The organism is Butyrivibrio sp. MB2005, assembly GCF_000424285.1.
In the GTDB taxonomy this organism is placed as follows: domain Bacteria; phylum Bacillota; class Clostridia; order Lachnospirales; family Lachnospiraceae; genus Butyrivibrio.
Genome location: NZ_AUJP01000032.1, coordinates 1 through 24,872, shown reverse-complemented (window position 1 = coordinate 24,872; position 24,872 = coordinate 1). Strand labels below are relative to the sequence as shown.

Below are 24,872 nucleotides of genomic sequence, written 5' to 3'. Positions count from 1 at the left end.
TATGAGGCTGCCGATGAAGGGCGGGCAAGTGGATGAAAGTGATGTACGTTGTTCTTGAAATCAGTTTCGAAAATAAAGATAAAATTACACTATGAAATAATATTTTACAATATTGATCTTCTTTTAGATGCTATTTATATCATATAGTAAAAAAAGGAGGCAATTATGGGAAAACATAAAGAGCTAGGGGTTGATAAAAATGGTGTGCAAAAAGTCTTAAGAGGGTATGACTATTTTGCAGATATGCTGGGACAGTTTGGTCTTGCTTTAATCGCTAACCTGGTTGGTCAGTTAACATATTTTTATACAGATAAAGTGGGGCTGGCTGTTGGTGGCGTAGGTATTGCAATGGGAATTGCAAAGGTCATTGATGCAGTTACAGATATCTGGTTTGGAAATGTTGTGGAGCAATCCAAAGGTGGAAATGAGAAATACTACAAGTGGATGAAACGGATGATGATTCCGGCAGCAATTACAATTATTTTGCTGTTTACTGTTCCAAAGGATATTAGTCAGGTGGCATCCTTTGCCTATGTGACATTAACAAATATTTTGCTTACTGCTGTTTTTTATACATTAATATCTACACCCTTTGCAGCAACAATTGTGGTTCGAACGAAAAGTCTGGACGAAAGGTCAAACCTTGGAATCTTTCGTGCAATTGGTTCTTATATTTCAGGTATTATTATGGCTATAGCAATTATTCCGATTACCAATGCTTTAGGAGGCACACAAAATGCATGGATTAAGTTTGGCTTTATAATTGCCTTGGTAGTGCTGTTGTCTTTATTGATTTGTAGTATTAACGGAAATAAAGCCGTAATGAAGGTTGCAGAATATGAAGCGGAAGAAAAAGAGGAAGAAAAAGTTCCTTTTAAAGAAGCTGCAAAAATGTTATTTGCCAGTAAGTATTGGGTAATAGTTTTACTGTTTAATATTATTACCAGTGTTACAAATGCCATATCAGCTTCAGCAAATACCTATTATTGTAAGTGGATTTTCGGAAACGATAATCTGGTAGCCTTGGTTGGTGGATTTGGTCTGCTGGGTACGGTAATCGGGTTTGGTATTTCAAAGCCCATTATTGAAAAACTTGGTGTAAAAGGAGCCATAGATTTTGGCCTTCTTGGAACCATTGGAGCAATGATTATCCGTTGTATTGCACCTAGTAATATTGTAATGTATGTTGCAACCGGAATTGTATCAAGCGTAATGATGATGCCCTTAATGTGCCTGTATGGTGTACTTTTGGGAATGGCTGTAGACTACAACGAATATAAGTATGATAAAAAACTGGTAGCAATCTCATCCGGTGCGATTGGATTTGGCTCAAAAGTAGGATCCGGAATTGGTTCCGTTATTTTATCCATATTTTTGGTGCTTGGATCCTATGACGCGTCCTTGCAGGTTGCTACTACATCCATGAGATATTCCATTTATGGATTTGCAAATATCTTCCCCATTTTTATTAATCTTCTTATGTATCTTGTTTTCAGAGGATTTGATTTGGAAGATAAACTGCCTCAGATGAAAGAAGAAGTGGAAAAGAGAAGAATGAATTCTGAAGCATAAGGCAAAAGACACAGAAGTAGATTACTTCTGTGTCTTTTTTCTATAAGAAAGGGGTGTTTCGCCGGCAATCTTTTTAAACACATTCTGAAAATAAGATTGACTGGAAAAACAAAGATAGTTGCTGATCTCGCTAAGAGATTTATCGGTGAATGTAAGTAAACTTTTTGCTTCTTGGATTTTTGCGTGTGTAATGTACTCTCCTAAGTTGAACCCCAGCTCCTCTTTGAAATGGGAAAGTGTGTAGGATCGACTTCGGTGAATATGATTACTGACGTCATCAACAGATATGTTTTCATTCACGTGTCCGTTTACAAATTGAATGCAGGTGTATACATCTTTACTTAAGCCGGAAGGAGTCATTTTTTCTGAGATGCGTTTGGCGAAGTCAACCAGCATATTATATTGAAGTGAAGTAATATCAAAGATGGTTTGCAAGCGTTCACATTCCAAGGAGTACTGGTCGATTAACTGGTAAGTTAATTCTATATCTAATCCTGCCGGTATAGCCGCAAATTTTCCAATCGTTGCAACCTGACCAAGAAAAATATTCTTTGCCTGCCGAAGTGGTGAGTCACCAACAGTTCCTTCTGACAAGGGTTGGTTTTTTACATGTTGCAATAAAAAGTATTCTAACTGAGCTACATTACCTGATTTTACGTAGCTTAGTATTTGTTGCTCCAGCACATAGGTACCGTGAATATTTTGCTCTTCTCTGGCTTCATAGGAGGAATGGGATACTTTTTTGGCAATATCTTTTTTCAGATTGGGATTTGCTATGGAGTACAAATCTTCTAATGCAGGCTTTTTCCTGTATATCGTAAAAAAAGCCATAGAAAGAATGTTGGTGAATTGGTGATAGCTTACTCGGGCCAGTTGATATAAATCATCAGCAAGTTTATTTTTTTGGCCGGAAGGGATGCTGTGTGCTCTCATAAAACTATGAATGATTTCTTCATTAAGCATGGAAGAAATAACAGGACCAATCAAAAGAGAAGTGTCTTTGCCTGCGTTCAACTGTACCAGACCATAGTAGCAATTATCATCGGCTAAGGAGGTTGTTATTATTTTGTTGGAAGCAGATAATTGGTCGAAAATCCGGATGCTTGGTGAAAAATAATCCGGATAACCACAGAATGATATAAATTGACCATCTTTAAAATAAGCAATTGGTATATTGTGGGCGGCATAGAATAGTTGGCAAAAATCTTTATAATTCATAAGTATTACCTTGATAAAACATAAATTACAATTTCAAAGATAATTTTACATTATCAATATGGGCAAATCAAGTATCTTATGATTAAAGAACATAGATTGTGTAGAAGCAGGAAGGTTAGAAGATGAAAGATTTTATTGTAGTATCACCGAATAATGATGAAGAAAGTCAATTGGAAAAAGAAAATCGCTTATTATCCAGACAAGTGGCAGAAGAGGGTTTTGTGCTGCTGTACAACAATGGAGTTCTACCTCTTCAGGAAAGAACCGTTGCTTTGTTTGGTACCGGAGCAAGAATGACTGTTTTTGGCGGAACCGGAAGCGGAGAAACAAAGGGACGTCAAAAAGTAACGATAGAGCAGGGACTAAAAAATGCTGGAGTAAAAATAGAATCTTCTCTTTGGATAGACGAATTTGACGAGAAATATAAAAGGGAGCGTAAGGCGTGGAAGGATGATGTGGAAGAACATATTCGCGGATATCATCTGTGGAATGTGATGGATATGTTTCGAGAGATTGATAAGCATCACTTCGTTTTTCCTGTAGGGGATGAAATATGCGAGAAGCATGTGAAAGAGGAATGTGACGTCGCAATCTATATTATTGCAAGACAAGCCGGTGAAGGTGGCGACAGAAAACTGGAAGAGGGAGATTACTATTTATCACGTACGGAAGAAGATTCCATTTCTTTTTTGAAGAAGCATTATAAGAAGGTTGTGGTTTTGATTAACAGTGGTGGAAGTGTTGACTGTTCTTTTATGGATAGGGAAGAAACGAAACCGGATGCTTTATTGTATATTGGTCAGCCGGGAGAAGAGGCAGGAAATGCGGTAGCAGATATTTTGCTGGGGAATGAATCTCCCAGTGGTCGTCTTACTGCAACATGGGCAAAAGATTATTATGATTTTCCTGGAGCTGATGAATACGGCTTTTTGGGAGAGAATTCCAAGGAAGCAAACTTTAAAGAGGGTATCTACGTTGGTTATCGATGGTTTCACGCAAATCATATAGAGCCAAGGTTTGCCTTTGGATATGGTATGTCGTATACAACATTTGAACATTGTTACTTGGATGTTAAGCAGAAGGGGACCAAACTTGTTTTTCGCATTTGTGTAAAGAACACCGGTGCAGTTTATTCCGGAAAAGATGTAGTGGAAATATATGTTCGCAAGCCTTCTGCAGATATATATCAGGTGATGAAAGAATTGGCTGGTTATGGAAAAACCAAGAAACTGAATCCCGGAGAAGAGGAAATCCTAGAAATTGAAGTATCCTTGAAGGATTTGGTTACTTATCAAGCCGATATGCATGGGGAATATTTACTATCCGGAGAGTATGTTTTCTTTGAAGGGACTTCGGCTGATAATTTAAATGCAATTACGATTGCTATGGTTCAGCAAGCTTGTTTACTCAAAAAAGTAGAGCCGTTGAACTCATGTAAAGTGAAGTTCGATGAGAAGATTTTTGAGAATAGTTTTATTGAGAATCGTGAACTTCCTTTATTAGAGATTGACACTTCAGTATTTGATTCTCACATTTCAGAACATCAATCAGAAGGAGTAATACCTTCGAACCTCGTTTTAAATCTGACAGATGAAGAGCTGTGTACCATGCTGGTTGGAGGATCGGTCGTTAGCTATGGCTACGTTCGTACACCGGGAACCGTAGGAAGAACTTCAAATATCCTTTGGAAAAAGCATAAATTGCCTAGTATTAACATGGCGGATGGACCGGCAGGCTTAAATCTGACTCCACAGTCTCTAATTACAAAAGGAGGAATGGAAAAAAGTTATCTTCATCTTCCTGAAAATTGGAGTTATGGTTTTTTGCCGAAAATGGAATGGATTGCTGTAGGAAATCCCAAGAGAGATCGAATGATTTGTCAGTTTACGACGGCTTTTCCCTCTACTACGGTAAGAACACAAACTTGGAATCGAGAGTTGATTTACAAGGTTGGTGATGCTGTTGGACGTGAAATGAAAAAATATGGAATTACATTGTGGCTTGCACCAGCTATAAATATTCAAAAGAACCCACTGTGCGGTAGAAACTTTGAGTATGCATCGGAAGATCCTTTGTTGTCCGGTTATATGGCGGCGTCAATTATTGATGGAGTGCAGCACTTAGGTGGAGTGGGCGTGACAATGAAACATTTTTGCGCCAACAATCAGGAAACAGAACGAGAGTATATGTCATCTAATATTGGAGAACGGGCTTTGAGAGAAATCTACTTAAAGGGATTTGAAATTGCAATTCGTGAGAGTAATCCATGGTCATTGATGACATCCTATAACAAATTAAACGGCACATATACTGCAAATCATAATGAATTGTTGATGAATGTACTTCGAAAAGAATGGGGATACAGCGGAGTGGTTATGACAGACTGGGGTGCCATCACAAAGGAAAAAGGTGATTATTATCAATGTGCGAATAACGGAAATGATTTGATTATGCCTGGGGATGGTTCTGCAGTAAAGCAATTGTTAAATGATTTAAAGACAGGACGATTGAACCGAAAGGCAGCACAAATTAGCGTAGAACGAATCCTGCGTCTTGTAATGAAGAGCGATTATGTAGGATAGGAAGTTGAAATAATAACTCAAAATATGAAAGAGGAGCGGAATATGTCAAATGTATTTAATGAAAACTTCTTATGGGGAGCTGCGTCTGCGGCACCACAGATAGAAGGGGCTTGGAATGAGGATGGAAGAACACCAAGTATTTGGGACGTGGCGCCCTCCAAAAAGATTAAAAATGGAGAAGATTGTCACACTTCCTGTGATCACTATCATCACTGGAAAGAAGATGTGGCATTGATGAAGGAAATCGGTTTGAAGTCCTATCGATTTTCTCTAAGCTGGTCTCGTATTATTCCAAAACCCGGAATGGTAAATGAGAAGGGAATTGCATTTTACAACCAATTAATAGACGAATTGATTGCAAATGATATTGAACCTATGATTACGATCTTTCACTGGGATTTGCCGGTTTGGATGCAGGACATGGGAGGCTGGTACACCAATAAGATTGTAGATTATTTTCGTGAATATACGGAAGTGGTGGTTCGGGCATTTTCTGACCGCGTGACTTATTGGATGACAATTAATGAACCCCAGTGTTTTATCATGAATGGTCATTTACAGGGGGCGCATGCTCCTTTTCACAAGAGAACACTTGCCCTTGCAAGAATATCGGAAAACTGTATGCGCTGCCATGGAGTTGCGGTGAAAACCATTCGAGCAAACGCTGTAAAAAAGCCAAAAGTTGGAATTGCTATGGCAACAGCAGCTTATGTTCCAGAGAATGATTCTGTGGAGGCAATAGAAGAAGCCAGAAGATTGTCTTTTGAATCTACGATTGGTGTTATGAGCAATAAATGGTGGTTTGATCCGATCCTGAAGGGGGAAAAAGTAAGTGCCTTTGGGATCTTTCGTACCAAAACGAAACATATGGATGAAATCCATCAGCCTTTGGATTTTTTGGGGCTGAATGTTTATGCACCATCAAATGATCAGGATTGGACAAAGGAAAAACATGATCCGAAGCCTGGAATTCCCAGAACTCAATTGGGATGGGTCATTGATGAAAGGGTTTTATATTGGGCAATTCGATTTATGTCAGAACGGTATGGCCTTCCTATTATGATTACGGAAAACGGCATGGCAAATTTGGACTTTGAGCAATTGGACGGGAAGGTACATGATCCGCAAAGAGTGGATTTTATCCATCGCTATTTAAGTGAATTAAAAAGAGCGGTTAGTGAAGGATATGAGGTTATTGGGTATCAGCATTGGTCCATTATTGATAACTTCGAATGGGCAGAGGGCTATGACCCAAGATTTGGTTTAATTTACGTGGATTTTCGTACTCAAAAGCGGATTCTCAAAGATTCTGCTTATGAGTATAAAAAGATTATTGAATCAAACGGAGAAACAATATAAATATAAGAAAATGAACAAAAAATGGGAAGATATCACATTTATAAAAGAGAATAAAGAAGATGGTCATGTCCTGTCTTTTCCAAAGGAAGTTCATCCAGCAGATTTTGGTGAGAATGAGAATCAGACATCCCTAAACGGGAAATGGAAGTTTTTGTATATTCAGGGATGTAATGTGAAAAAAGAGTATGCTTGTGATACTTATGATGACAGTGCCTGGGATGATATTGTTGTGCCAAGAGTGTGGCAACTCCAAGGATATGGTTCACCCTATTATTTTGCATCTTCTTATCCTCAGGCAATCGACACGAAAAAAGGGAATATTCCTCATATAAGTGAAAACCTTCAGGAGATTGGAGTGTATCGAAGAAGTTTTTCTTACGAGGAGGCTTGGAAGGATAAAAATGTTTATTTGCATTTTGGAGCAGTGAAATCAGCTTTGGAAGTCTATGTAAACGGGAAATACGTAGGCTATTCTCAAGGTTCTATGACACCCCATGAGTTTCAGGTATCGGACTATTTGAAACCGGGAGAAAATCAAGTGACAGCCATTGTATATCGATATAGCGATGGCACTTATCTTGAAGATCAGGACATGTGGTTCTTCAGTGGAATTTATAGGGATGTGTTTTTGTATTGGGAACCAAAGGTGACGGTGCGTGACTATTTTATGCATGCTTCTTTTCCCACAAAGTGGCAGAAAGATTTGATGTGGGATACAAAGGTGCCTTGTAATTTTCAAATCGAATTGTATTTTGAGTCTGTCTGGGATTGTCAGGTCACTGAAGTAGAAGTGGAGATTCCCGAACTGGAATTTCTGCAAAAAGCATCGGTGACGTTAAAAAAAGGAAAAACGTTTTTCAAAATGAAAGGGGAGGTGGCTCCACTGTTATGGAGCCATGAATCCCCAAAGCTATATGATGTACAAATACGATGGAATGTCGGGGAAAAGATTTATTTCAAAGAGGAAAAGTTTGGATTCCGAGAAATAAAAATAAAAGACAACATACTGTATTTAAATGGGAAAAGACTAATTTTAAAAGGTGTCAACAGACATGACTTTGATCCCAAGACGGGCTGGACCCTTAGCGAAGAACGTTATATGGAGGATATTCGAATCTTAAAAGAATTGAATATCAATGCAGTGCGTACCAGTCATTATCCCAATAATCCTTTGTTTTATCGTCTTTGTGACCAATACGGAATTTTGGTTATGGATGAAACTGATTTGGAGTCTCACGGAGTTCGTAGAATCCTTCCTATGTCAAAAGAAGAGTGGGAAGTCCCTTGTGTGGATCGGATTGAGAGAATGATTTTGCGGGACCGCAATCATCCCTGCGTCATTATTTGGAGTCTTGGAAATGAAGCCGGTATGGGAGATGTGTTCAAAAAAATGCGTGCCAGAGGTGGGGCGTTAGACGGAACCAGACCATTTCACTATGAAGGGATGCATGATAAGGAATGCACGGATTTTTTAAGCCGTATGTATCCAACAGAAGAAACCTTAGATCAGTTGTGCCATAAGGAAGCAATTGTTGGGTTGATGGATGGTGTGATGAATTCACTAGCGGCGGACAATAAAGATATCACCTGTGATTTGTACGAGGAAATGCCGGTGGTGCTTTGCGAATATGCCCATGCAATGGGAAACAGTCTGGGTAATTTTTCTGAATACACAAAAGCGTTTGAAAAGTATCCTCACATGTGTGGCGGTTTTATATGGGATTTTGTGGATCAGGCTATCTGTGTAAAGAAAGATGGAGAAAATCGGTATTTATACGGGATAGATTTTGAAGAAACCTACTCCGAAGATGGATTTAAGAAAAAGAAGGATAAGAAGAGTGATGGAGCTTTTTGTGGCAACGGAATATTGTTTGCAGACAGAAGTTTTCATCCTGACGCCTATGAGGTAAAAAAATGCTATCAGTGGCTGGATGTTAGAAGCACTCATCCCCAAAGCGGAGTTTTTCATATTTATAATCATCAAATGTTTTGTTCTGTCTTGCCGTTCTATGATTTGATCTGGGAACTATGTTGCAACGGAGTTCCGGTTTTGAAGAAAAAAATAGAAGAAGAGAAGTTACAGGGAATATTGCCGGGAAAACAGAAGACGATTATTTTGGAAGAAATAAGAAAACAGGAGTTTCCAAAAGCTGGGGAGATCATTGTCAATTTTTATTTTTTCCCAAAAGATGAAAATGAATTGGAAAGAAGTGCTGTGGCTGTGTCACAGTTTGTGATTCGCCCATTTCTTTTGGTTAAACCGGATGTTGGAAAAAGTGACGGGGAAGCGAATTTAGTACATAAAGACCTGGGTTTTCAAATGGCAAATGGATTTATGAATCTGGAGCTGTCCAGAGTGGCAACAGACAATAACATTGATCTGGGTCATTTTGTACCTCAGCTGGAAAACACTGTTTTGGTAAGACAGTGGGATGCTGCAAATAAAAGACTCTGTATTCTGAATCAAATAACAAAAAATGAAGTCGGAAAACGAAGCATTCAAACGGTTTATGGACATCCTTTTTGCAATAAATTGGAAACAGAGATTACAGACTATAAAAATGGATACTACGAGGTTTTGTTAAAGGTAAGGACTAAAAGAAAAGATGTTGTAGCGACGGGAGTTTCCTTTTCTTTTCAAGAGACCTTTGAACGTTGCCGGTGGTATGGTCGTGGACCCCATGAAAATTATATAGACCGGAAAGAAAGTGCACTTTTGGGTTTGTATGAAAAAGGACTATCGGATATGAGTCATATGTATTTGCGACCGCAAGAAAATGGAAATCATTGTGATGTGCGCTTTTTGTCTTTGGAGGGAAAGCAACATGATATTTTTGTGTGGAATTTGTCCGAAGATGGAATGGAGTTTTCTGCTTGGGATTATTCCAAAAAAAATCTGGAGAACGCAAAGCATATTTATGAACTTCAAAGAGGCGAGGAAACAACGTTAAACATCTATGGAAAAATGAGTGGTGTTGGTGGTGATCTGCCGGGAATGGAATCTTTTTATGATAAGTATCGTTTAAAATCCAATGAATTATATGTAACCCATTTTTTGATGAAAGTGATATCGAAGGAATAAATCATGAAAAATGAAGTGAAAAATATAATTGGAATATCCATGATGTCTTTGACAAAGACGATAGGTGAAGTTTTGATTTCGTCTTTTTGGGCATTTTATCTGACGGATTATTTTCCGGTTGAAGATATGTTTGGAAGTGTTTTTATTACGGCGACGCTTCTTCCTTTTCTACATCTTTTGGATGCGGCAACAAATCTGATACAAGGTTGGTTAATTGACTGGGTGGTATCCAAAGGGAAAAAACAATATAGATTTTTCTGTGCTCTTGGCGTAGGAATGGTATCTTTTGCTTCCCTTATGATTTTTCATATTCCGAAAGCCTTATGTAGTGATCCGAAGTCCTTGGTTGCATATATTATTTGTTTTTATTTAATCTACGATTTGGGGTCTTCGTTTTTTGTAAACGGTGCGCTAATTCAAACCATGACGATGGATTATAATCGAAGAATCTCTTTTATTCTGTGGCCAAGACTAGTTGGATTTGTAGCAGTCATTCCTTTCATATTTATGTTTCAATTTGTAGAGCATTATAAAGAATACTTTGAAAATCAACGCGCTGGAATTGGGACGTATGTTATGGTGCTGATTCTTGTTTCCATGATTCTTTCTTTGATAGGAGTAGTACTTGTAAACGAGAATAAGATATTAAAACAGACCAGAAAACACGTCACCTTCCACGCACTGGATATTTTTCGTATGGTGAAGAAGAACAAACCCTTTGTAACCTATCAGATTGGGAATTTTTTTGTGGGATTTATCTATGTGACGATTACTTTAATTGCTATGTACTATGTGAAATGGAATTATTGCTACGAGTTTGAAACTGGATATCTGGATACAGGAAAGTTTTCATATTTGTCTATGATACTTGGAATTGTAGAGTTCGTACCTTTTGTGTTTGGTACTTTAGTATCAGCTGCCATGTGTAAGAAAGAAAATAATCCTGTTAAAGGGATGAAGATTTCCATTGCAATTACGGTATTTATGGGAGTTGTTATGGAGATTCTACAAATTTGTGGTCAATTTGCTTTTAATTCAAAGCTGTATTTTGCTATGTTGGCGTTTTTGCTGTTTGGATGTGGGATGGCTTTTTTACCGGGAAATCTTTTAGCAGTGGAGACGATGGATTATGCACTATGGAAGACCGGTAAGCCAGCGAATGCGACCATAGAATCTTTTACAAGATTATTATCGGAGTTGCAAAAATCAGGAGGCTTGGCATTTATTGGAGCTCTATGGGTCGTTTTTGGATATGAAGCGAGGGTAGAGGCGAGTAAGTATTTGGGAAGTCTGGATTCTTTACAGGGAATGCTTCAGTGCTTTGGATATTTGACGGCTGTGATTCCAATTATTTGTGGAGCTCTCGCATTTTTGGTTTATGGAAAGTACCCCTTGACTGTTTTGGAAAGAGAAAAAATGATTCGTGATTTGGAAAGGAGAAAAGAAAATGCCTATATGTAATCCTTATTTACCTTTAGATGAATACATTCCCGATGCGGAACCCCATGTGTTTGGAAATCAGGTGTACATATATGGATCACACGACAAAGAAAAGGCAGACAGTCGGAACATTGCTGATGGTAGTATAATATTTCAGGATAATCCAAAAAACTACAAATCGGTTTTTCTGGTTAAAACAGGAGGCGCCTCATGAAATTAAATCGCATTCATCATATTGCGGTGATTTGTTCCGACAAAGACACTGCTCTGAACTTTTACCATAATAAGCTTGGCTTTCGAATTCTGCGAGAGAACTATAGACCGGAACGGGATGATTGGAAGATTGACCTTAAGCTCGATGACAGCGAAATAGAACTTTTTATTATGAAGGATCATCCACTCCGTCCTTCTCCCGAAGCTTATGGATTGCGTCATCTTGCTTTCCGTGTAGATAGTGTAGATGAGACCGTCGCAGAATTGGAGTCTATGGGTATCCCTTGTGAACCGATACGACGGGATGCTTTCACGGGTGAAAAAATGACGTTTTTCCGTGACCCGGACGGGCTTCCTTTGGAAATACATGAGTAAACTACTTGTGACAAATGAGATTGGTCTCTCATGTCTTTATGAAGGATATATAATGTCTGACGGATAAGGCTCTGTTATAATATTTATCTACGAACCGTTTCTGCTCAACAAAAAAGGAGAACTGATGAATACAGCTGAGAACATAAATATAATAGGCGCCTTCTGTGGGGTGCGCGATGTCGAGGAACTTACAGAGGAGGCACTTTACAGAAAATACAATATCCATCAGGCTGATGTGATGGCGCTGTTTGGAGGTACCATCCTGTGCGGTGGTGATGTAATGGCTGAGGCGATGAGGGAGAATGTCGCTAAGACATATATAATCGTCGGAGGCTTTGGACATACCACTTCTACCCTGCAGGAAACAATGAAGGCTCTTTTTCCGGATGTTGATGCATACAATATGCAGGAAGCGGAATTATTCAATATCTATCTGAATAGAAAATTCGGACTTAGCGCAGATTATCTTGAAACTGCGTCAACCAACTGTGGTAATAATATCACTAATCTGCTGGAGCTTCTCGAAAAAAACAATATACCATGCAAGAGCATTATCCTTTCGCAGGATGCGACCATGCAGCGGAGGATGTCTGCCGTGATGAGAAAGTACAGACCGGAGCTTCAGATCATCAATTACGCAACCTACCGGGCGGAGGTGGTCCGGAAAAATGGAGATATTTCTTTTTCATCGGACATAGAAGGCATGTGGAATATGGATCGGTATATCAGCCTTATCATGGGAGAGATTCCGAGGCTTATGGATGATGAAAAAGGTTATGGCCCCAGAGGAAAGGGATATATTGCACATGAGGACATCCCGCCCGATGTACGAAAGGCCTTTGACGAGCTTCTTGAGCAATACGAGGTACGTAAAGCAAATCCGGAATTTTCATCGTAGATAGTATGCTTTATGCGTCCTTCCAGTAAGGTGACTGCTTAGGATATGCTCTTTCTATACTCCTTGGGTGTCATCCCATATTTCTTTTTAAAAACATTCTGGAAATAACTCTGGGAAGAAAAACACAGATATTCACTGATCTCACTTATGGAGCGATCAGAGTAGTGGAGGAGGCTTCTGGCTTCCTCCAGTTTTTTTCTCATGATAAAAGAGCTGATGTTAAAGCCCAGTTCTCTCTTGAATTTCTTGGAGAGGGTGCTTCGCTCCATGCCAAGGTGATCAGCAATCTCTTCTACGGAGATGTCCTGATTGACGTGATTGGAGATATATTCGATGGCCCTGTAGATATCAATGGGCATTCCGGAAGGAATCTTTGCTTCCGAAACTCTCTTGGTAAAGTCCATAGCTGCCGTGGCATTAAGGAATGTGATGGCCGCAGAGTCCGTCATCTTTTCCGCCTCCTGGATATAGGAGTCGGAGAGAAGATACGCTGTTTCCACATCCAGTCCGCCTTCAACAGCTTTTCTGGTGATGATGGCGATGGAGCTGATAAAGATGTTCTTGGCCTGGCGCAGTGAGTCACCTGCCACTTTTCCTTCAGTTATCCTTGGCGCATTTTTGAAGAATGCTTTGAGGCCTTCCACGTCACCTCGCTGAATGTATCCGTAGTATTCCTTCTCAAAGAGATACGTATTGTGGAAACGCTCATTTTCCTTGATATCCACAAGTTCTCTTGTATGCTTTTGCCCGATAGCTTTCTCTTTTCCCTGATCAAATACGTTGAACTTGGAGATAATGTCTATGGTCTCGCCATTCAGTTCCCTGTTGATCAGGGCAAGGATATTGAAAAACTGAGAATTTGAAAACAGAGGAGTCTTGCGATAGAACTCCTCTATTCCCAGCTTGTATTCCACAGGCAGAGAGTACTCTTTTATCATGTGATCGATGATGTCAGAGGTTATTGTGACATTGCTTACAGGTCCTACGATTATGGTTTCACCGGTGTTAAAGTTCTGTATTATTCCTAAAAAGAGAAAGTCTTCTGTGGATCTGAAACTGACATTCTCGTTATTTTCTGTAAGAAGCCCCTTATATGCAGAGATAAAGTCCACCGGCAGCTCATTTGCAGGGAATGCCATAATAAGCTCGTCTTTCCTGAAGTAGTGGACAGGAATATATGCCGCGTTGTATAGAAGATTTAGGAAGTCTTCGATTTTTCTTTTCCCAGCCATTATGATTCACCTAATTACAAATAAATTCACGTGCTTGCAATAATATTATCTACAGATACACTACAATGTCAATAAAGAAAGAGATGCACTGTGTGTGATATTTAGAGGAGGATACAAAGAAATGGCAAAGAAACCACTTGGACTCGATAAATCCGGTGTCCAAAAAGTAATGAGAAAGGGAGATTATTTTGCGGACTCTTTGGGACAGTTCGCCCTTAATTCAATGTCAGGTCTTGTCGGACAGCTGACATACTTCTACACAGATAAGGCTGCGATGGCTGCGGGAGCTGTTGCAACAGTATTCTTTATCTGTAAGATCATTGACGCGTTCACAGATGTGATCATGGGAAACATCGTTGACCATACTAAGCCCGGAAAAGAGAAATACAGACCATGGCTTTTAAAGATGGCTATTCCGGCTCTGGTAATACTAATCATGCTCTTTACGGTGCCACAGGGTGTTTCGGATTATGTTAAGATAGCTTATATGTTCGTTACGAACATCCTTTTAACTGCAGTTATCTATACAGTAATCGCTATTCCATACGGTTCGCTTCTGGTTGTGAGGACAAACAGCCAGGAAGAGCGAGGCAACATGGGAATCTGGCGTGCAGCAGCCGGCTATGTTTCAGGAATGGTAATTGCTATCGGAATCATTCCTATCACTAACATGCTTGGCGGTGATCAGGCAGCCTGGATCAAGTTTGGGGTTGGCTTTGGACTGATGGTAGTTCTTGCACTTCTTATCTGTTACAAGAAGGCAAGAGAGTGCGCTGTTGAGACCGGAAAAGAAGCACTTCCTGCAGATCAGCAGGATGATGAAGAGCCGGTTCCGTTTAAGGAAGCTTTAGGAAACCTTTTCCGCAATAAGTACTGGGTAATGATCCTTATCATGGGTGTTATGTCAAATATCTCTTATGGTATAAGCGGATCTTCAGGAGCTTATTATTGCAAGCTTATCTACGGCGACGACAACCTGACCGGTATTCTCGGTGCAGTTGGTCTTTTGCCTACACTGATCGGATTTATTGCTGTTGGTCCTATGATCAAGAAGCTTGGCGTAACCAGAACGCTTAAGGTTTCATTCTTTATCGGCATGGTTACTACAGCACTTCGTATCATAAATCCATCAGCCTTCTGGTACAACACAATCCTTGGATGCTTTGCAACATTTGCTAACATCCCTATGATGTGCCTTATGGGTGTTATGACTGCCATGACAATCGATTACAATGAGTATAAATTCGGTAAGAAGATGGTTGGTACAAGTAATGCAGCAAGTGGATTTGGCGGAAAAGTCGGTTCCGGTCTCGGGGCGTCACTTGTAGGCTGGTGCCTGGCAGTTGCAAGCTACGACGGCCTTGCAGAGGTTGCTACACCTGCAGTAAGACAGGCAGTATTTACCTTTGGTATCTACATTCCACTTTTACTGTTTGTGGTAATGTTCATTCTTACTCTTTACTTTGACCTTGAGGCTAAGCTTCCTTCAATGAGAGAAGAGATCGCGAAAAGAAAAGCTAATAAGTGATACGGAAATTTGAGGCGGTGAAATTCCGCCTCAAAAACCATTTATGGAAGAGGTGTAAATATGCAGCAGTATGAAACTGATCATTTAAATCTGGTACTGGATAACGCAGCCGAGTGCACTGTGCTTCTTAAAAAGAACGGGAAATTTCCCTTAGAGAAGCCTTGCAAAATAGCAGCCTACGGCTCGGGTATGCGCTATACGATCATGGGTGGAACCGGGTCAGGAGAAGTCAACACCAGATTTTCATATACGATTGAAAAAGGTTTGGAAAAAGAGGGCTTTGAGATCACCACAAAGAAGTGGCTTGATGAGTATGACGAGGTGAGGAAAACCGCCAAGAAAGAGTACTATAAGGCTCTTAAGAAGGAAGCCAAAGATAAGCATGAAAACCCCATCATGTATCTTATGGGCAAAGAGCTTTTGGAGCCATACCACGGACTGGCTCTTGATGCTGAAGGCGGTGATGTGTGCATCTATGTTCTTTCAAGAAACTCCGGAGAGGGGAGCGACAGGAAGGTTGTAGAAGGCGATGTAAAACTCACAAGATCAGAAGTGAGGGACATCATTGCTTTAAATAAGATATATGACAGATTCATGCTGGTTCTTAATGTTGGCGGGCCGGTGGATCTTACACCGGTTATGGAAGTCGGAAACATTCTCATTTTGTCACAGCTTTGCTCTGACATGGGAAAAGTGCTCTCCGACATTCTTACAGGCAAACAGAATCCTTCAGGGAAGCTGACCACAACCTGGGCAGCTTTTGAGGAATACTCAGCTGAGGGCACATTTGGCGATTTCAATGACAATGAATACAAAGAAGGCATTTACGTGGGATACAGGTATTTTGATACCTTTGGGCATAAGGCTCTTTTTCCGTTTGGCTTTGGACTTTCCTATACAGACTTTGAAATCAGCTGTAAGGACGCAGAGGCGAAAGGCAGCGTAGTCACCCTCAAAGCTGTTGTAAAGAATACAGGATCTGCCGCAGGAAAAGAGGTTGTTCAGGCCTATGTGACACTCCCAGAAGGGGAACTTCCCAAGGCATATCAGGAACTGGCAGGCTTTGCAAAAACAGGTCTTCTTGCACCGGGTAAAGAGGAAGAGATTGTGATTTCTTTTGACCTTAAAGACCTTTCTTCTTATGACGAGAAGAGCGCCTCATACATTCTTGAAAAGGGTGAATATATCGTAAGAGTCGGAAACAGCAGCGCAAATACGGAGGTCATATGTGTGGCCGGCCTTGATGAGAAAGTTACTGTTCTTAAGACAAAGAATTGCCTTGGCGATCCTGAATTTAAAGATATTACAGCGCCTTCCTTTGACAAGGGGGAAGTTCCTGCTAAGGCCAAGAGAATCCTTATTGATGTAAAAGACTTCTCTTGCGTCGAAGTTTCTTTTGACAGGGAATATGAGATTGATGACAAGGTAAAAGAACTCTCGGATGAGGAACTGTGTTTTTTGGAAATCGGTGGATTTGACCCAAATGCCAAGGGCCTTTCAATAATCGGGAATGCTGCAACTCATGTGGCAGGAGCAGCAGGTGAGACTACATCTTTGCTTGAAAACAAGGGCATTAAGCCGCTTATCATGGCTGACGGACCCGCGGGACTCAGACTTTCCCTTGAGTACTACGAGGATGAAAAAGGCGCTCACGGTGTAGGCGGAGCAGGGATGATCCCCGAGAGCATGCAGGAAGCCATGGGCCCGGTGGTCAGATTCATAGCAAATCTTTTAACCGGCGGAAACAAAACCCCAAAGGGAGTAACTATAAAGGAACACGCTGCAACCAGGATACCCATCGGCACAGCCATCGCACAGAGCTTCAATGTGGAGTTTGCTGAGAGCCTGGGCGATATTGTCGGAGATGAGATGGAGCGTATGGGAATCAATCTGTGGCTTGCTCCAGCACTCAACATCCACAGGAGCATCCTTTGCGGAAGGAACTTTGAGTACTATTCAGAGGATCCGCTTGTATCGGGACTTATGGCGGCGGCCATCACCAGAGGAGTTCAAAGGCACAAGGGCTGTGGCACAACTATCAAGCATTACGCTGCCAACAATGCTGAGACTAACCGTTACTGCAACAACTCCCATGTGAGTGAGAGAGCTATGCGAGAGATATATCTTCGCGGTTTTGGAATCTGTGTAAGGCTTTCACAGCCTCACGCTTTGATGACCAGCTATAACCTCTTAAATGGCACACATACAGCCGAGCACAGAGGGCTTATAGAAGATATTCTTCGCTGTGAGTTCGGCTTTGATGGAATAGTTATGACCGACTGGGTGATGAGCATGATGGACAGCAAGAACTCCATCTACAGAAACTCATTGTCAAATGAAGTGGCAAAGGCCGGTGGTGACCTGTTTATGCCCGGTGGCAAGAAGGACTATGAGAATGTTTTAAATGCGCTTAAAGCCGGAACTCTTGACAGAAAGCAGCTTGAGATAAACGCCTCCAGAGTTATAAAGATGGTTGCGAAACTGGCCTGACTTCCCAAGTGAGAGGAATAATAAAATGAATTTATATGACCTTAGAATAGAATATGACAAAGCTCCTTTCGGACTTTCAGTAAAAAATCCAAGGTTTTCCTGGAAACTTAAGTCCGGCAGGACCGATACCATGCAGAAGAACTATCGCATTGTTGTCACTGAATCTGATAGCGGAAACACTGTCTGGGACAGCAAGGTGATAGAGTCAGATGCGTCAATACATGTGGAGTATGCGGGAGATGCGCTTTTAGATGAGACGGCATACAGTGTTCACGTGGAAGCCTGCGACAATCATGATGAAAAAAGCGAGATTGAAGGCGGTTTCGTTACCGGTATATTTGACCCTGCAAGCTTTCAGGCGCGCATGATCACCCACGACTTGTCAGAGGATAACAAGAGCTGTCCTGTGTTCTACAGTTCTTTTGCTACCAGGAAAAAGGTTAAAAGAGCTGTTGCCTACGTCACAAGCTACGGCGTTTATGAGATGAGCGTAAACGGAAAGACTGCAGGAGACCTGAGAATGGCTCCCGGGTGGACCAGCTACAAAAACAGGCTTCAGTATCAGATCTATGATATTACTGAGCTTATTGATAAAAGAAACTTCGTTGAGATCACAGTTGGAAACGGATGGTATAAGGGCATCCTTGGATTCACTCTAAAGCCCAATAATTATGGTGACAGGGTTGCTGCTTTTGCTGAGATTCACGTTTTCTATGAGGATGGAAGCTGCGACAAGATCTTTACTGATGAGAACTGGGGCGTAAGAGAAGGGCAGATTCTATCAAGTGAGATCTATATGGGAGAGTCGGTAGATACCACAAAAGCTGATTTTGCAGAGGGTAAGGTATCAGTAACGGAGTTCGATCCAAAGACCCTTGTTGCCCAGGAAAATGAGCCTGTCAGGGTAACAAAGAGGCTTAAACCCGTAAAGATATTTACAGATCCCGAAGGCAATAAGCTTGTGGATTTCGGGCAAAACCTTACAGGTGTTGTTGAGCTTAATATAAAGGGCAAAAAAGGGCAGAAGGTAACAGTTAAGCATGCTGAGACTCTGGATAAGAACGGAGTCTTTTATCCTGAAACTTTGCGAAAAGCCGTGTCCATAGATGCGTTTGTGCTTAATGGAGAGAGGCAGGTTCTTTCACCTAAATTCACTTTCCATGGCTTCAGGTATGCGAAGATCGAAGGCATTGAGGATCTCACAGAGGACATGTTCACAGCTCTGGTGATCCACTCTGATATGGAAGAGATCGGAGATTTTGAGTGCTCAAATAAGAAGGTCAATCAGCTCTATAGCAATGTGACCTGGAGCTTTAGGGATAACTTCCTTGATGTTCCGACAGATTGCCCTCAGAGGGACGAAAGGCTCGGCTGGATGGGAGATGCCCAGGTTTTTTGCTGGACTGCTTCAGAGATCAGAAACACAGCCAGGTTCTACAGCAAATGGATGAAGGATATTGGTGCCGAGTCATCTCTTGAAAAGGGTGTGCCTCATGTGGTTCCGGATATACTGGGCTCCTACAGTTCGTCAGCCTGGTCGGATGCAGCTGTTATCATTCCATGGGCTGTTTATCAGACCTATGGCGATACAAGGATTCTTTCAGATTCCTGGCAGTGCATGCATGAATGGGTTGATCATATAAGGAATCACTGCGGCGATAACGGCCTTTGGCAGACCGGCTTTCAGTACGGTGACTGGCTTGCGCTGGATAAGGAGGAGATGGCTGACAGGACCGGTGCGACAGACAAGTATCTTATAGCAAATGCTTACTATCTGTATGTGACCGATATTGTGAGAAAGACAGCCAAAGCTCTCGGACATTCCGATGCCGAAAAGAGCTACTCTAAGCTTTATGAAAAGACCCTTGAAGCCTTCAGGAGTGAGTATTATACCTCGACAGGACGTATCGTAAGTGAGACACAGACCGGGGCAGTGATATCTCTTTTCTTCGGCCTGGCAAGAGAAAAGGACAGAAAGCGAATCCTTGATGCTTTGGTTGAAAATATAGCTGCACACAAGAATCACCTGGTGACAGGTTTTGTAGGAACTCCATACCTTTGCCATGTGCTTTCCGAGAACGGCGCTCATGATCTGGCAACAGTTCTTTTTATGCGTGAGGACTATCCTTCATGGCTCTATGCCGTAAATAAGGGGGCAACAACGATTTGGGAGAGATGGAATTCCATCACACCGGAGGGTGACTTTGATGTGTCCGGAATGAACTCTCTTAATCACTATGCCTATGGTTCGATCGCAGACTGGATGTTCAGGAAGATAAGTGGAATCGAGCAGCTTGAGCCCGGATACAAGAGATTCAGGGTAAAGCCGATGCTGGTGAAGGGCATTTATTCTTTCGACAGGTCTTTTGAAACCATGTACGGAACCATAGAGAGTCATGTGAGCTGCAAAGATAGAAGGATAAAGGTTAAGGTTGTTGTTCCGGTTAATACTACGGCTGAGTTGACCCTTCCTGAGCAGACTGAGACTAAGGTGCTTGGTTCCGGAACCTATGAGTTCGACTATGCTACTGATACGGATCTGACTGTGGAGAGATACAGCATGGAGAGCACTCTTGGCGAGATATTGCAGAATCAGCTTGCAAAGGACATGTTTGAACAGTTTGCTCCGGGAATGCTGGATAATCCCATGATCGGATATGCCATGGGCATGACTCTTACGGAGATGCTGGTTCAGGCTCCTGAAGCAAAGCCTATGTATGAAGCTGTAATAGCAGCTCTTAATGTGCAGGAAAAAGCAAATAACCAGGGCGCGGCTTTTGATGGAGATATAAGAAAATACTAAAGGAGGGAAACTTTAAAAAATCTGCAATTTATGATATAGTCTAAATGTTTTGTTTGAAGATTTGAGGGGGAACGAATCTTCAAGGGAAGTATGTAAAAGTGTTTAAAGAGTATAGTTTGGGGTCTGAAGGGGAAAAATCATATAAATTCTAAGGGATGGAATGCCATAATGGCATTTCCTCCCTTTTTGTGTGCATTTCGTCCTCAAATCTATGCATTTCGTCGCAAAAATCACCGGGAATTATAATTTTACAGTATGATAATCAAGCTGGAAAAGGGAGGAATGAAGAATGGGAAAAATGAAAAAATTACTAAAGACAGTTGCTTGCGCAACATTGGTATTTACACTTAGCATGCCAATGACAGTTTCTGCTAATTTATCAAGCGTATCAGTTAATAAAGATGTAAGCAATGATGGAACTACCACATATACAAATCGTGCAAATGGTAAAAGCTATGTGAAATATGCAGATGGAACCTCAGCAGGAGATACAGATTTCGTTAACTTATCGAGAATAGAATCTGATAAACAAATGATCAGAGTGGGGGATATTAACGAAGTTAGTATTTACCCTTCATATAATCAAACTATCAGTAATGTAAAAGTTATAAGCGGAAAGAAGAATCTGACAGCTAAAATCTCAAGTAAAAATATAACTAGAAATATGATCATAAATTGTAGTCAGGAAAGTGATGGCAGATATTACTACAAGGATCAGAGAACAGATGAAAAGATATATACAGACAGTAAGCAGGTCGTTGTAACTAAAGCATCATATAGTATAAGAATTACCGGTAAAAAGAAAGGTAAGGCCAAGATAAGCTTTCAGTTTAATGACATAAATGGAAATAAGGTCCAAACAAGAACTCTTAAAGTATCGGTAGTTGATAATGCAAAACCGGTTAAACAGGTTACATTTGGCGGTAAGAATGTATTGGTCGATATGACGGACAATAGCAAATATATATATGCCGGCAATTCCAAAAATGGCACAGGCTACACAACAAAGAAAAGCGGCAAATTAAAAGTAAAAATGAATAAGTATGCAAGACTTAAGAGTATCTATATGGTTACTAATACTCCCTATATTAATAAGGAATATGATAAAAGCTATGGATATACAACCGGATATTATGCTCAGAATGGAACGAATGCTGTAGATATTAATGGGGATGGAGATTTCAATGATGAAATAGATGGAATCAAGGAAAGTGCAAGCAGTGATAAGGTCTATAAAAAAATTAAAAATGGATCAAAAGTAAAATTAAGTAATGTACCTGATTCTGTAACAAATACCTCAATAACTTTGGATCGCGAGGAAGGGTTGAAGGATTATAGCTATTTAGAGCAGAATTCATCTAATATATCTACAACACAATTCATTATTATTATGCAGGATAAGCGAACAGGAGAATATTTATCACAGACTGTTTCAATAAAAAGAAGAATCTCGAAGTAAAAGAAAATCAGTAAATTATATGAATAAAACCGGAGGTAGCTATGAAAAAGTTCATTAACATAAATATAAGCATGGTGCTTTTTGCAACTATGCTGATCACATCAAATATTGATACTAATGCCTTCTATAGAGCTAATGCTGACAAAGAAAATGTCAATATTACAATAGATAAGGATAATAACGGGAATGTAACATACACTAATAAAGCAAACGGTAAAACATATACTAAATATTCAGATGGTAGTAAAGCCGGAGACGAAGATTTTGAGATAATAAATCAGGATATACAAAAAAATGTAACTGTAGAGGAAGGAAGATATAAGGAAATACAAATATCACTTCCCTATGGGCAGACATCTATAAGTAAGCTCAAAGTAAAAAAAGGAAAGGGTGTCATTTCAACAAAGATAAGTGGGAAAAAGATAGTAAGAGGAGTACCACCTAAAACATATACTGAGGCAGGCGGAAAAAAATACTACAGAGACAGAATAACCGGTGAAAGAATATACATAACCGGTGAGGCACCATTATTAGATTATGCAGATTACACTATAAGGATATATGGTAAAAAGAAGGGTAATGCAAAGCTTCAGTTCAATATAAATGACATAAATGGCAATGTAGTAGCCAAAAAAAATATAAAAATAAAAGTATCCGACAATGGAAATGCGGTAGTTTCGGCTACATTTGCAGGAAAATCACTCATCTACGACTATTCTAAAAATGCTGATAATAAGAAGTACATTTACTATAATGGCACAACTGATGGTGCTATGTGTACTACAAAGGCAAAAGGAAAATTAAAAATAAAGCTTAATAAAAATTATAGGCTAAAAGGAATATATCTTAAGAAGAGCAATGAGTTTGAAGATGTTTCATATAGTAATACATCACAGTATGCAGGAACTTATGCCAAAAGAAAGAAAACATCTCTTGATTTAAATGGGGATGGTGATTGTAACGACGTAATTGATGGAATTAAGGAAAGTTTAGAAAGTAGCTATCATTATGAAAAAGTAAATAATGGAAAGCAAATCACTTTAAATAAAGTTCCAACCAATTATGAAAATGAAAATTCTGTAAACAAAACAAATGGTGAAACTACAGAATTGTATTATGCTCCTAGAACATCTAAGACTGAAATAATAGTTATTTATCAGGAAAAAGAAACAGGTATATATTACACCTGGTCAAAAAGCATATTAAAGAAAATCAAATAATGATTAGAGGGAGAGGACATGAGAAAGAAAAGTAAGGGGATCAGAGCGCTATCTCAAATACAGGGGAGACTTTGAAATTTTCTCTGTAAATATGGAACTTCTATGATAATTTAGATTTGTGAGGGTGTAGCTAGATACGCTACATCCTTTTTTAGACTATACAGTTCTGTATACTGTAGCCTATCATGATGCGTATCATGATATTTTGAAAAGTTGGAGAAGGAAATAATAGAATGGATTAATTGATAAATTCAAGTTTTGTTTCATGTTTTTATTAATGAATATTGCTTATAATGTTGCTATAAAGGAGTTTGAAAAATGGATTTAAAGAAAATTGGTGCTTTTATAGCAGCATGTAGAAAGCGACATAAACTAACACAACTTGAACTAGCAGAAGAACTTGGTGTAACAGATCGTTCAGTTTCAAATTGGGAAAATGGAATATGCTTACCCGATGCTAGTTTGTATAGGCAGTTATGTGATATACTAAAGATTTCAATCAACGAATTGTTCACCGGTGAATACCTTTGCGAAGAAAACTATAAGAAAGCAGCTGATGACAACCTGCTGTGTTTATTAGAACATAGACTGTACGAAATGTCTCCTACAGATATAAATTTTGATGATTTTCAGAATGCATTAAGAAGAATATCTGAGGCTACCACGCTGCTGAAAAGATTCGATGATAAGGAAGAGGCTGTATCCTATTTAGTGAACGAGACAGGATTATCATTTGATGAATGTGACAAGGCTTATGATTATTACATGGAAATGTTTTCTTTTTAATTTTTCTTTCTTTTTACAAAAGTGTTCCTAAAATATGTTTACCGTTCCTTATTACACAACAAATATAAGAAAGGCTCTTAAGCCAAATTTATATACCTATTTCTCCCGTAACTTCTCCGCCAAGTATATAAATTGAAAATAATAATTAGACTTATATACTTTTTTATATGCATTTCCTGTAGTACTCACCCCCATGTACTTATAAAGCACAGAAAAAAGTATATAAATGGACATTATATTTCTATCTTATATACCGGCCCTACTCAGTCGCAGTAACGTCCTTATAATGGTGTAAATTGAATATTGTATTATAAAAGCCACAGGCTCTTACCTTTAGGTATAATAGAATCACCACAACCCTAAATAATACCGGAGGTAGAACACAATGGCTCAACTCAATATTACTTTAAATCAGGATGAAATTCTACAATTATTGTCATCAGACCATGATGAGGCATTTCGTAAGCTTTTAACTGACAGCCTTAATGCTGTCCTGGTTGCTGAATCAACTGAGCAGCTTGGTGCTGAACGTTACGAGCGCAGCGATGAACGCATGGATAGCCGGAATGGTTCCCGCGAACGCAAACTCAATACGCGTATAGGTACAATCACCCT

17 protein-coding genes are annotated in these 24,872 nt (G+C 39.9%); 15 read left to right on the top strand and 2 right to left on the bottom strand.

The annotated features are described in order from the left end of the window. The first annotated feature begins 165 nt into the window (after nucleotides 1–165). Nucleotides 166–1,572, top strand: coding sequence for an MFS transporter (locus G610_RS0114015; protein ID WP_026525299.1), 1,407 nt, complete (start codon nucleotides 166–168; stop codon nucleotides 1,570–1,572). A 21-nt stretch (nucleotides 1,573–1,593) separates the two neighbouring features. On the opposite strand, the gene G610_RS0114010 is transcribed toward G610_RS0114015, so the two are convergent. Then, nucleotides 1,594–2,790: a helix-turn-helix domain-containing protein gene (locus tag G610_RS0114010; protein WP_035797627.1), complete on the bottom strand. Its 1,197-nt coding sequence runs from the start codon at nucleotides 2,788–2,790 to the stop codon at nucleotides 1,594–1,596. A 122-nt stretch (nucleotides 2,791–2,912) separates the two neighbouring features. Between G610_RS0114010 and G610_RS0114005 the strand changes: the two genes are divergently transcribed. The 7 genes from G610_RS0114005 (at nucleotide 2,913) to G610_RS0113975 (ending at nucleotide 12,739) form a co-directional block, all read left to right on the top strand. Next, nucleotides 2,913–5,372, top strand: a complete 2,460-nt coding sequence (locus G610_RS0114005) for a glycoside hydrolase family 3 protein (RefSeq protein WP_026525297.1) — start codon at nucleotides 2,913–2,915, stop codon at nucleotides 5,370–5,372. Between the two features lie 42 nt (nucleotides 5,373–5,414). Further along, complete coding sequence (locus G610_RS0114000) at nucleotides 5,415–6,731, top strand: glycoside hydrolase family 1 protein (protein WP_026525296.1); 1,317 nt, start codon at nucleotides 5,415–5,417, stop codon at nucleotides 6,729–6,731. Next, nucleotides 6,688–9,813, top strand: a complete 3,126-nt coding sequence (locus G610_RS0113995; protein ID WP_026525295.1) for a glycoside hydrolase family 2 — start codon at nucleotides 6,688–6,690, stop codon at nucleotides 9,811–9,813. Before G610_RS0114000 ends, G610_RS0113995 begins: the two co-directional genes overlap by 44 nt. 3 nt (nucleotides 9,814–9,816) lie before the next feature. Continuing rightward, on the top strand, nucleotides 9,817–11,274 hold the full coding sequence (locus G610_RS0113990) for an MFS transporter (protein WP_026525294.1): 1,458 nt from the start codon (nucleotides 9,817–9,819) through the stop codon (nucleotides 11,272–11,274). After that, on the top strand, nucleotides 11,261–11,467 hold the full coding sequence (locus tag G610_RS0113985) for a hypothetical protein (RefSeq protein ID WP_026525293.1): 207 nt from the start codon (nucleotides 11,261–11,263) through the stop codon (nucleotides 11,465–11,467). The genes G610_RS0113990 and G610_RS0113985 overlap by 14 nt, the downstream gene beginning before the upstream one ends. Next, complete coding sequence (gene gloA2, locus G610_RS0113980) at nucleotides 11,464–11,841, top strand: SMU1112c/YaeR family gloxylase I-like metalloprotein (protein WP_022767537.1); 378 nt, start codon at nucleotides 11,464–11,466, stop codon at nucleotides 11,839–11,841. Before G610_RS0113985 ends, gloA2 begins: the two co-directional genes overlap by 4 nt. A gap of 124 nt (nucleotides 11,842–11,965) precedes the next feature. Beyond that, nucleotides 11,966–12,739 carry an ElyC/SanA/YdcF family protein gene (locus G610_RS0113975; RefSeq protein ID WP_035797624.1) on the top strand — a complete coding sequence of 258 codons (774 nt, stop codon included), beginning with the start codon at nucleotides 11,966–11,968 and terminating at the stop codon, nucleotides 12,737–12,739. Nucleotides 12,740–12,777: 38 nt separating this feature from the next. Here the strand turns inward: G610_RS0113975 and G610_RS22355 are convergent, their stop codons facing one another. After that, a complete protein-coding gene (locus G610_RS22355) occupies nucleotides 12,778–13,971 on the bottom strand; it encodes a helix-turn-helix domain-containing protein (RefSeq protein ID WP_051198023.1) in 1,194 nt (397 codons plus the stop codon). 121 nt (nucleotides 13,972–14,092) lie between these two features. Between G610_RS22355 and G610_RS0113965 the strand changes: the two genes are divergently transcribed. The 7 genes from G610_RS0113965 to G610_RS0113935 form a co-directional block, all read left to right on the top strand. Continuing rightward, a complete protein-coding gene (locus G610_RS0113965) occupies nucleotides 14,093–15,499 on the top strand; it encodes an MFS transporter (RefSeq protein WP_026525291.1) in 1,407 nt (468 codons plus the stop codon). A gap of 60 nt (nucleotides 15,500–15,559) precedes the next feature. Beyond that, nucleotides 15,560–17,989, top strand: a complete 2,430-nt coding sequence (locus tag G610_RS0113960) for a glycoside hydrolase family 3 protein (protein ID WP_026525290.1) — start codon at nucleotides 15,560–15,562, stop codon at nucleotides 17,987–17,989. 25 nt (nucleotides 17,990–18,014) lie between these two features. Next, the gene (locus G610_RS21020; protein ID WP_051198022.1) at nucleotides 18,015–20,792 is read left to right on the top strand and encodes an alpha-L-rhamnosidase; all 2,778 of its coding nucleotides are present in this window, start codon (nucleotides 18,015–18,017) and stop codon (nucleotides 20,790–20,792) included. Nucleotides 20,793–21,081: 289 nt separating this feature from the next. Next, entirely contained in the window at nucleotides 21,082–22,251 is a 1,170-nt protein-coding gene (locus G610_RS0113950) for a hypothetical protein (RefSeq protein ID WP_026525289.1), read from the top strand. A gap of 41 nt (nucleotides 22,252–22,292) precedes the next feature. Next, a complete protein-coding gene (locus G610_RS0113945; protein ID WP_026525288.1) occupies nucleotides 22,293–23,471 on the top strand; it encodes a hypothetical protein in 1,179 nt (392 codons plus the stop codon). 318 nt (nucleotides 23,472–23,789) lie between these two features. Beyond that, nucleotides 23,790–24,257 (top strand): helix-turn-helix transcriptional regulator, encoded by a 468-nt coding sequence (locus tag G610_RS22350; protein ID WP_051198021.1) that lies wholly within the window; start codon nucleotides 23,790–23,792, stop codon nucleotides 24,255–24,257. A 385-nt stretch (nucleotides 24,258–24,642) separates the two neighbouring features. Continuing rightward, nucleotides 24,643–24,872: transposase (locus G610_RS0113935; protein WP_026525287.1), on the top strand; the 230-nt coding region annotated here is incomplete at its 3' end.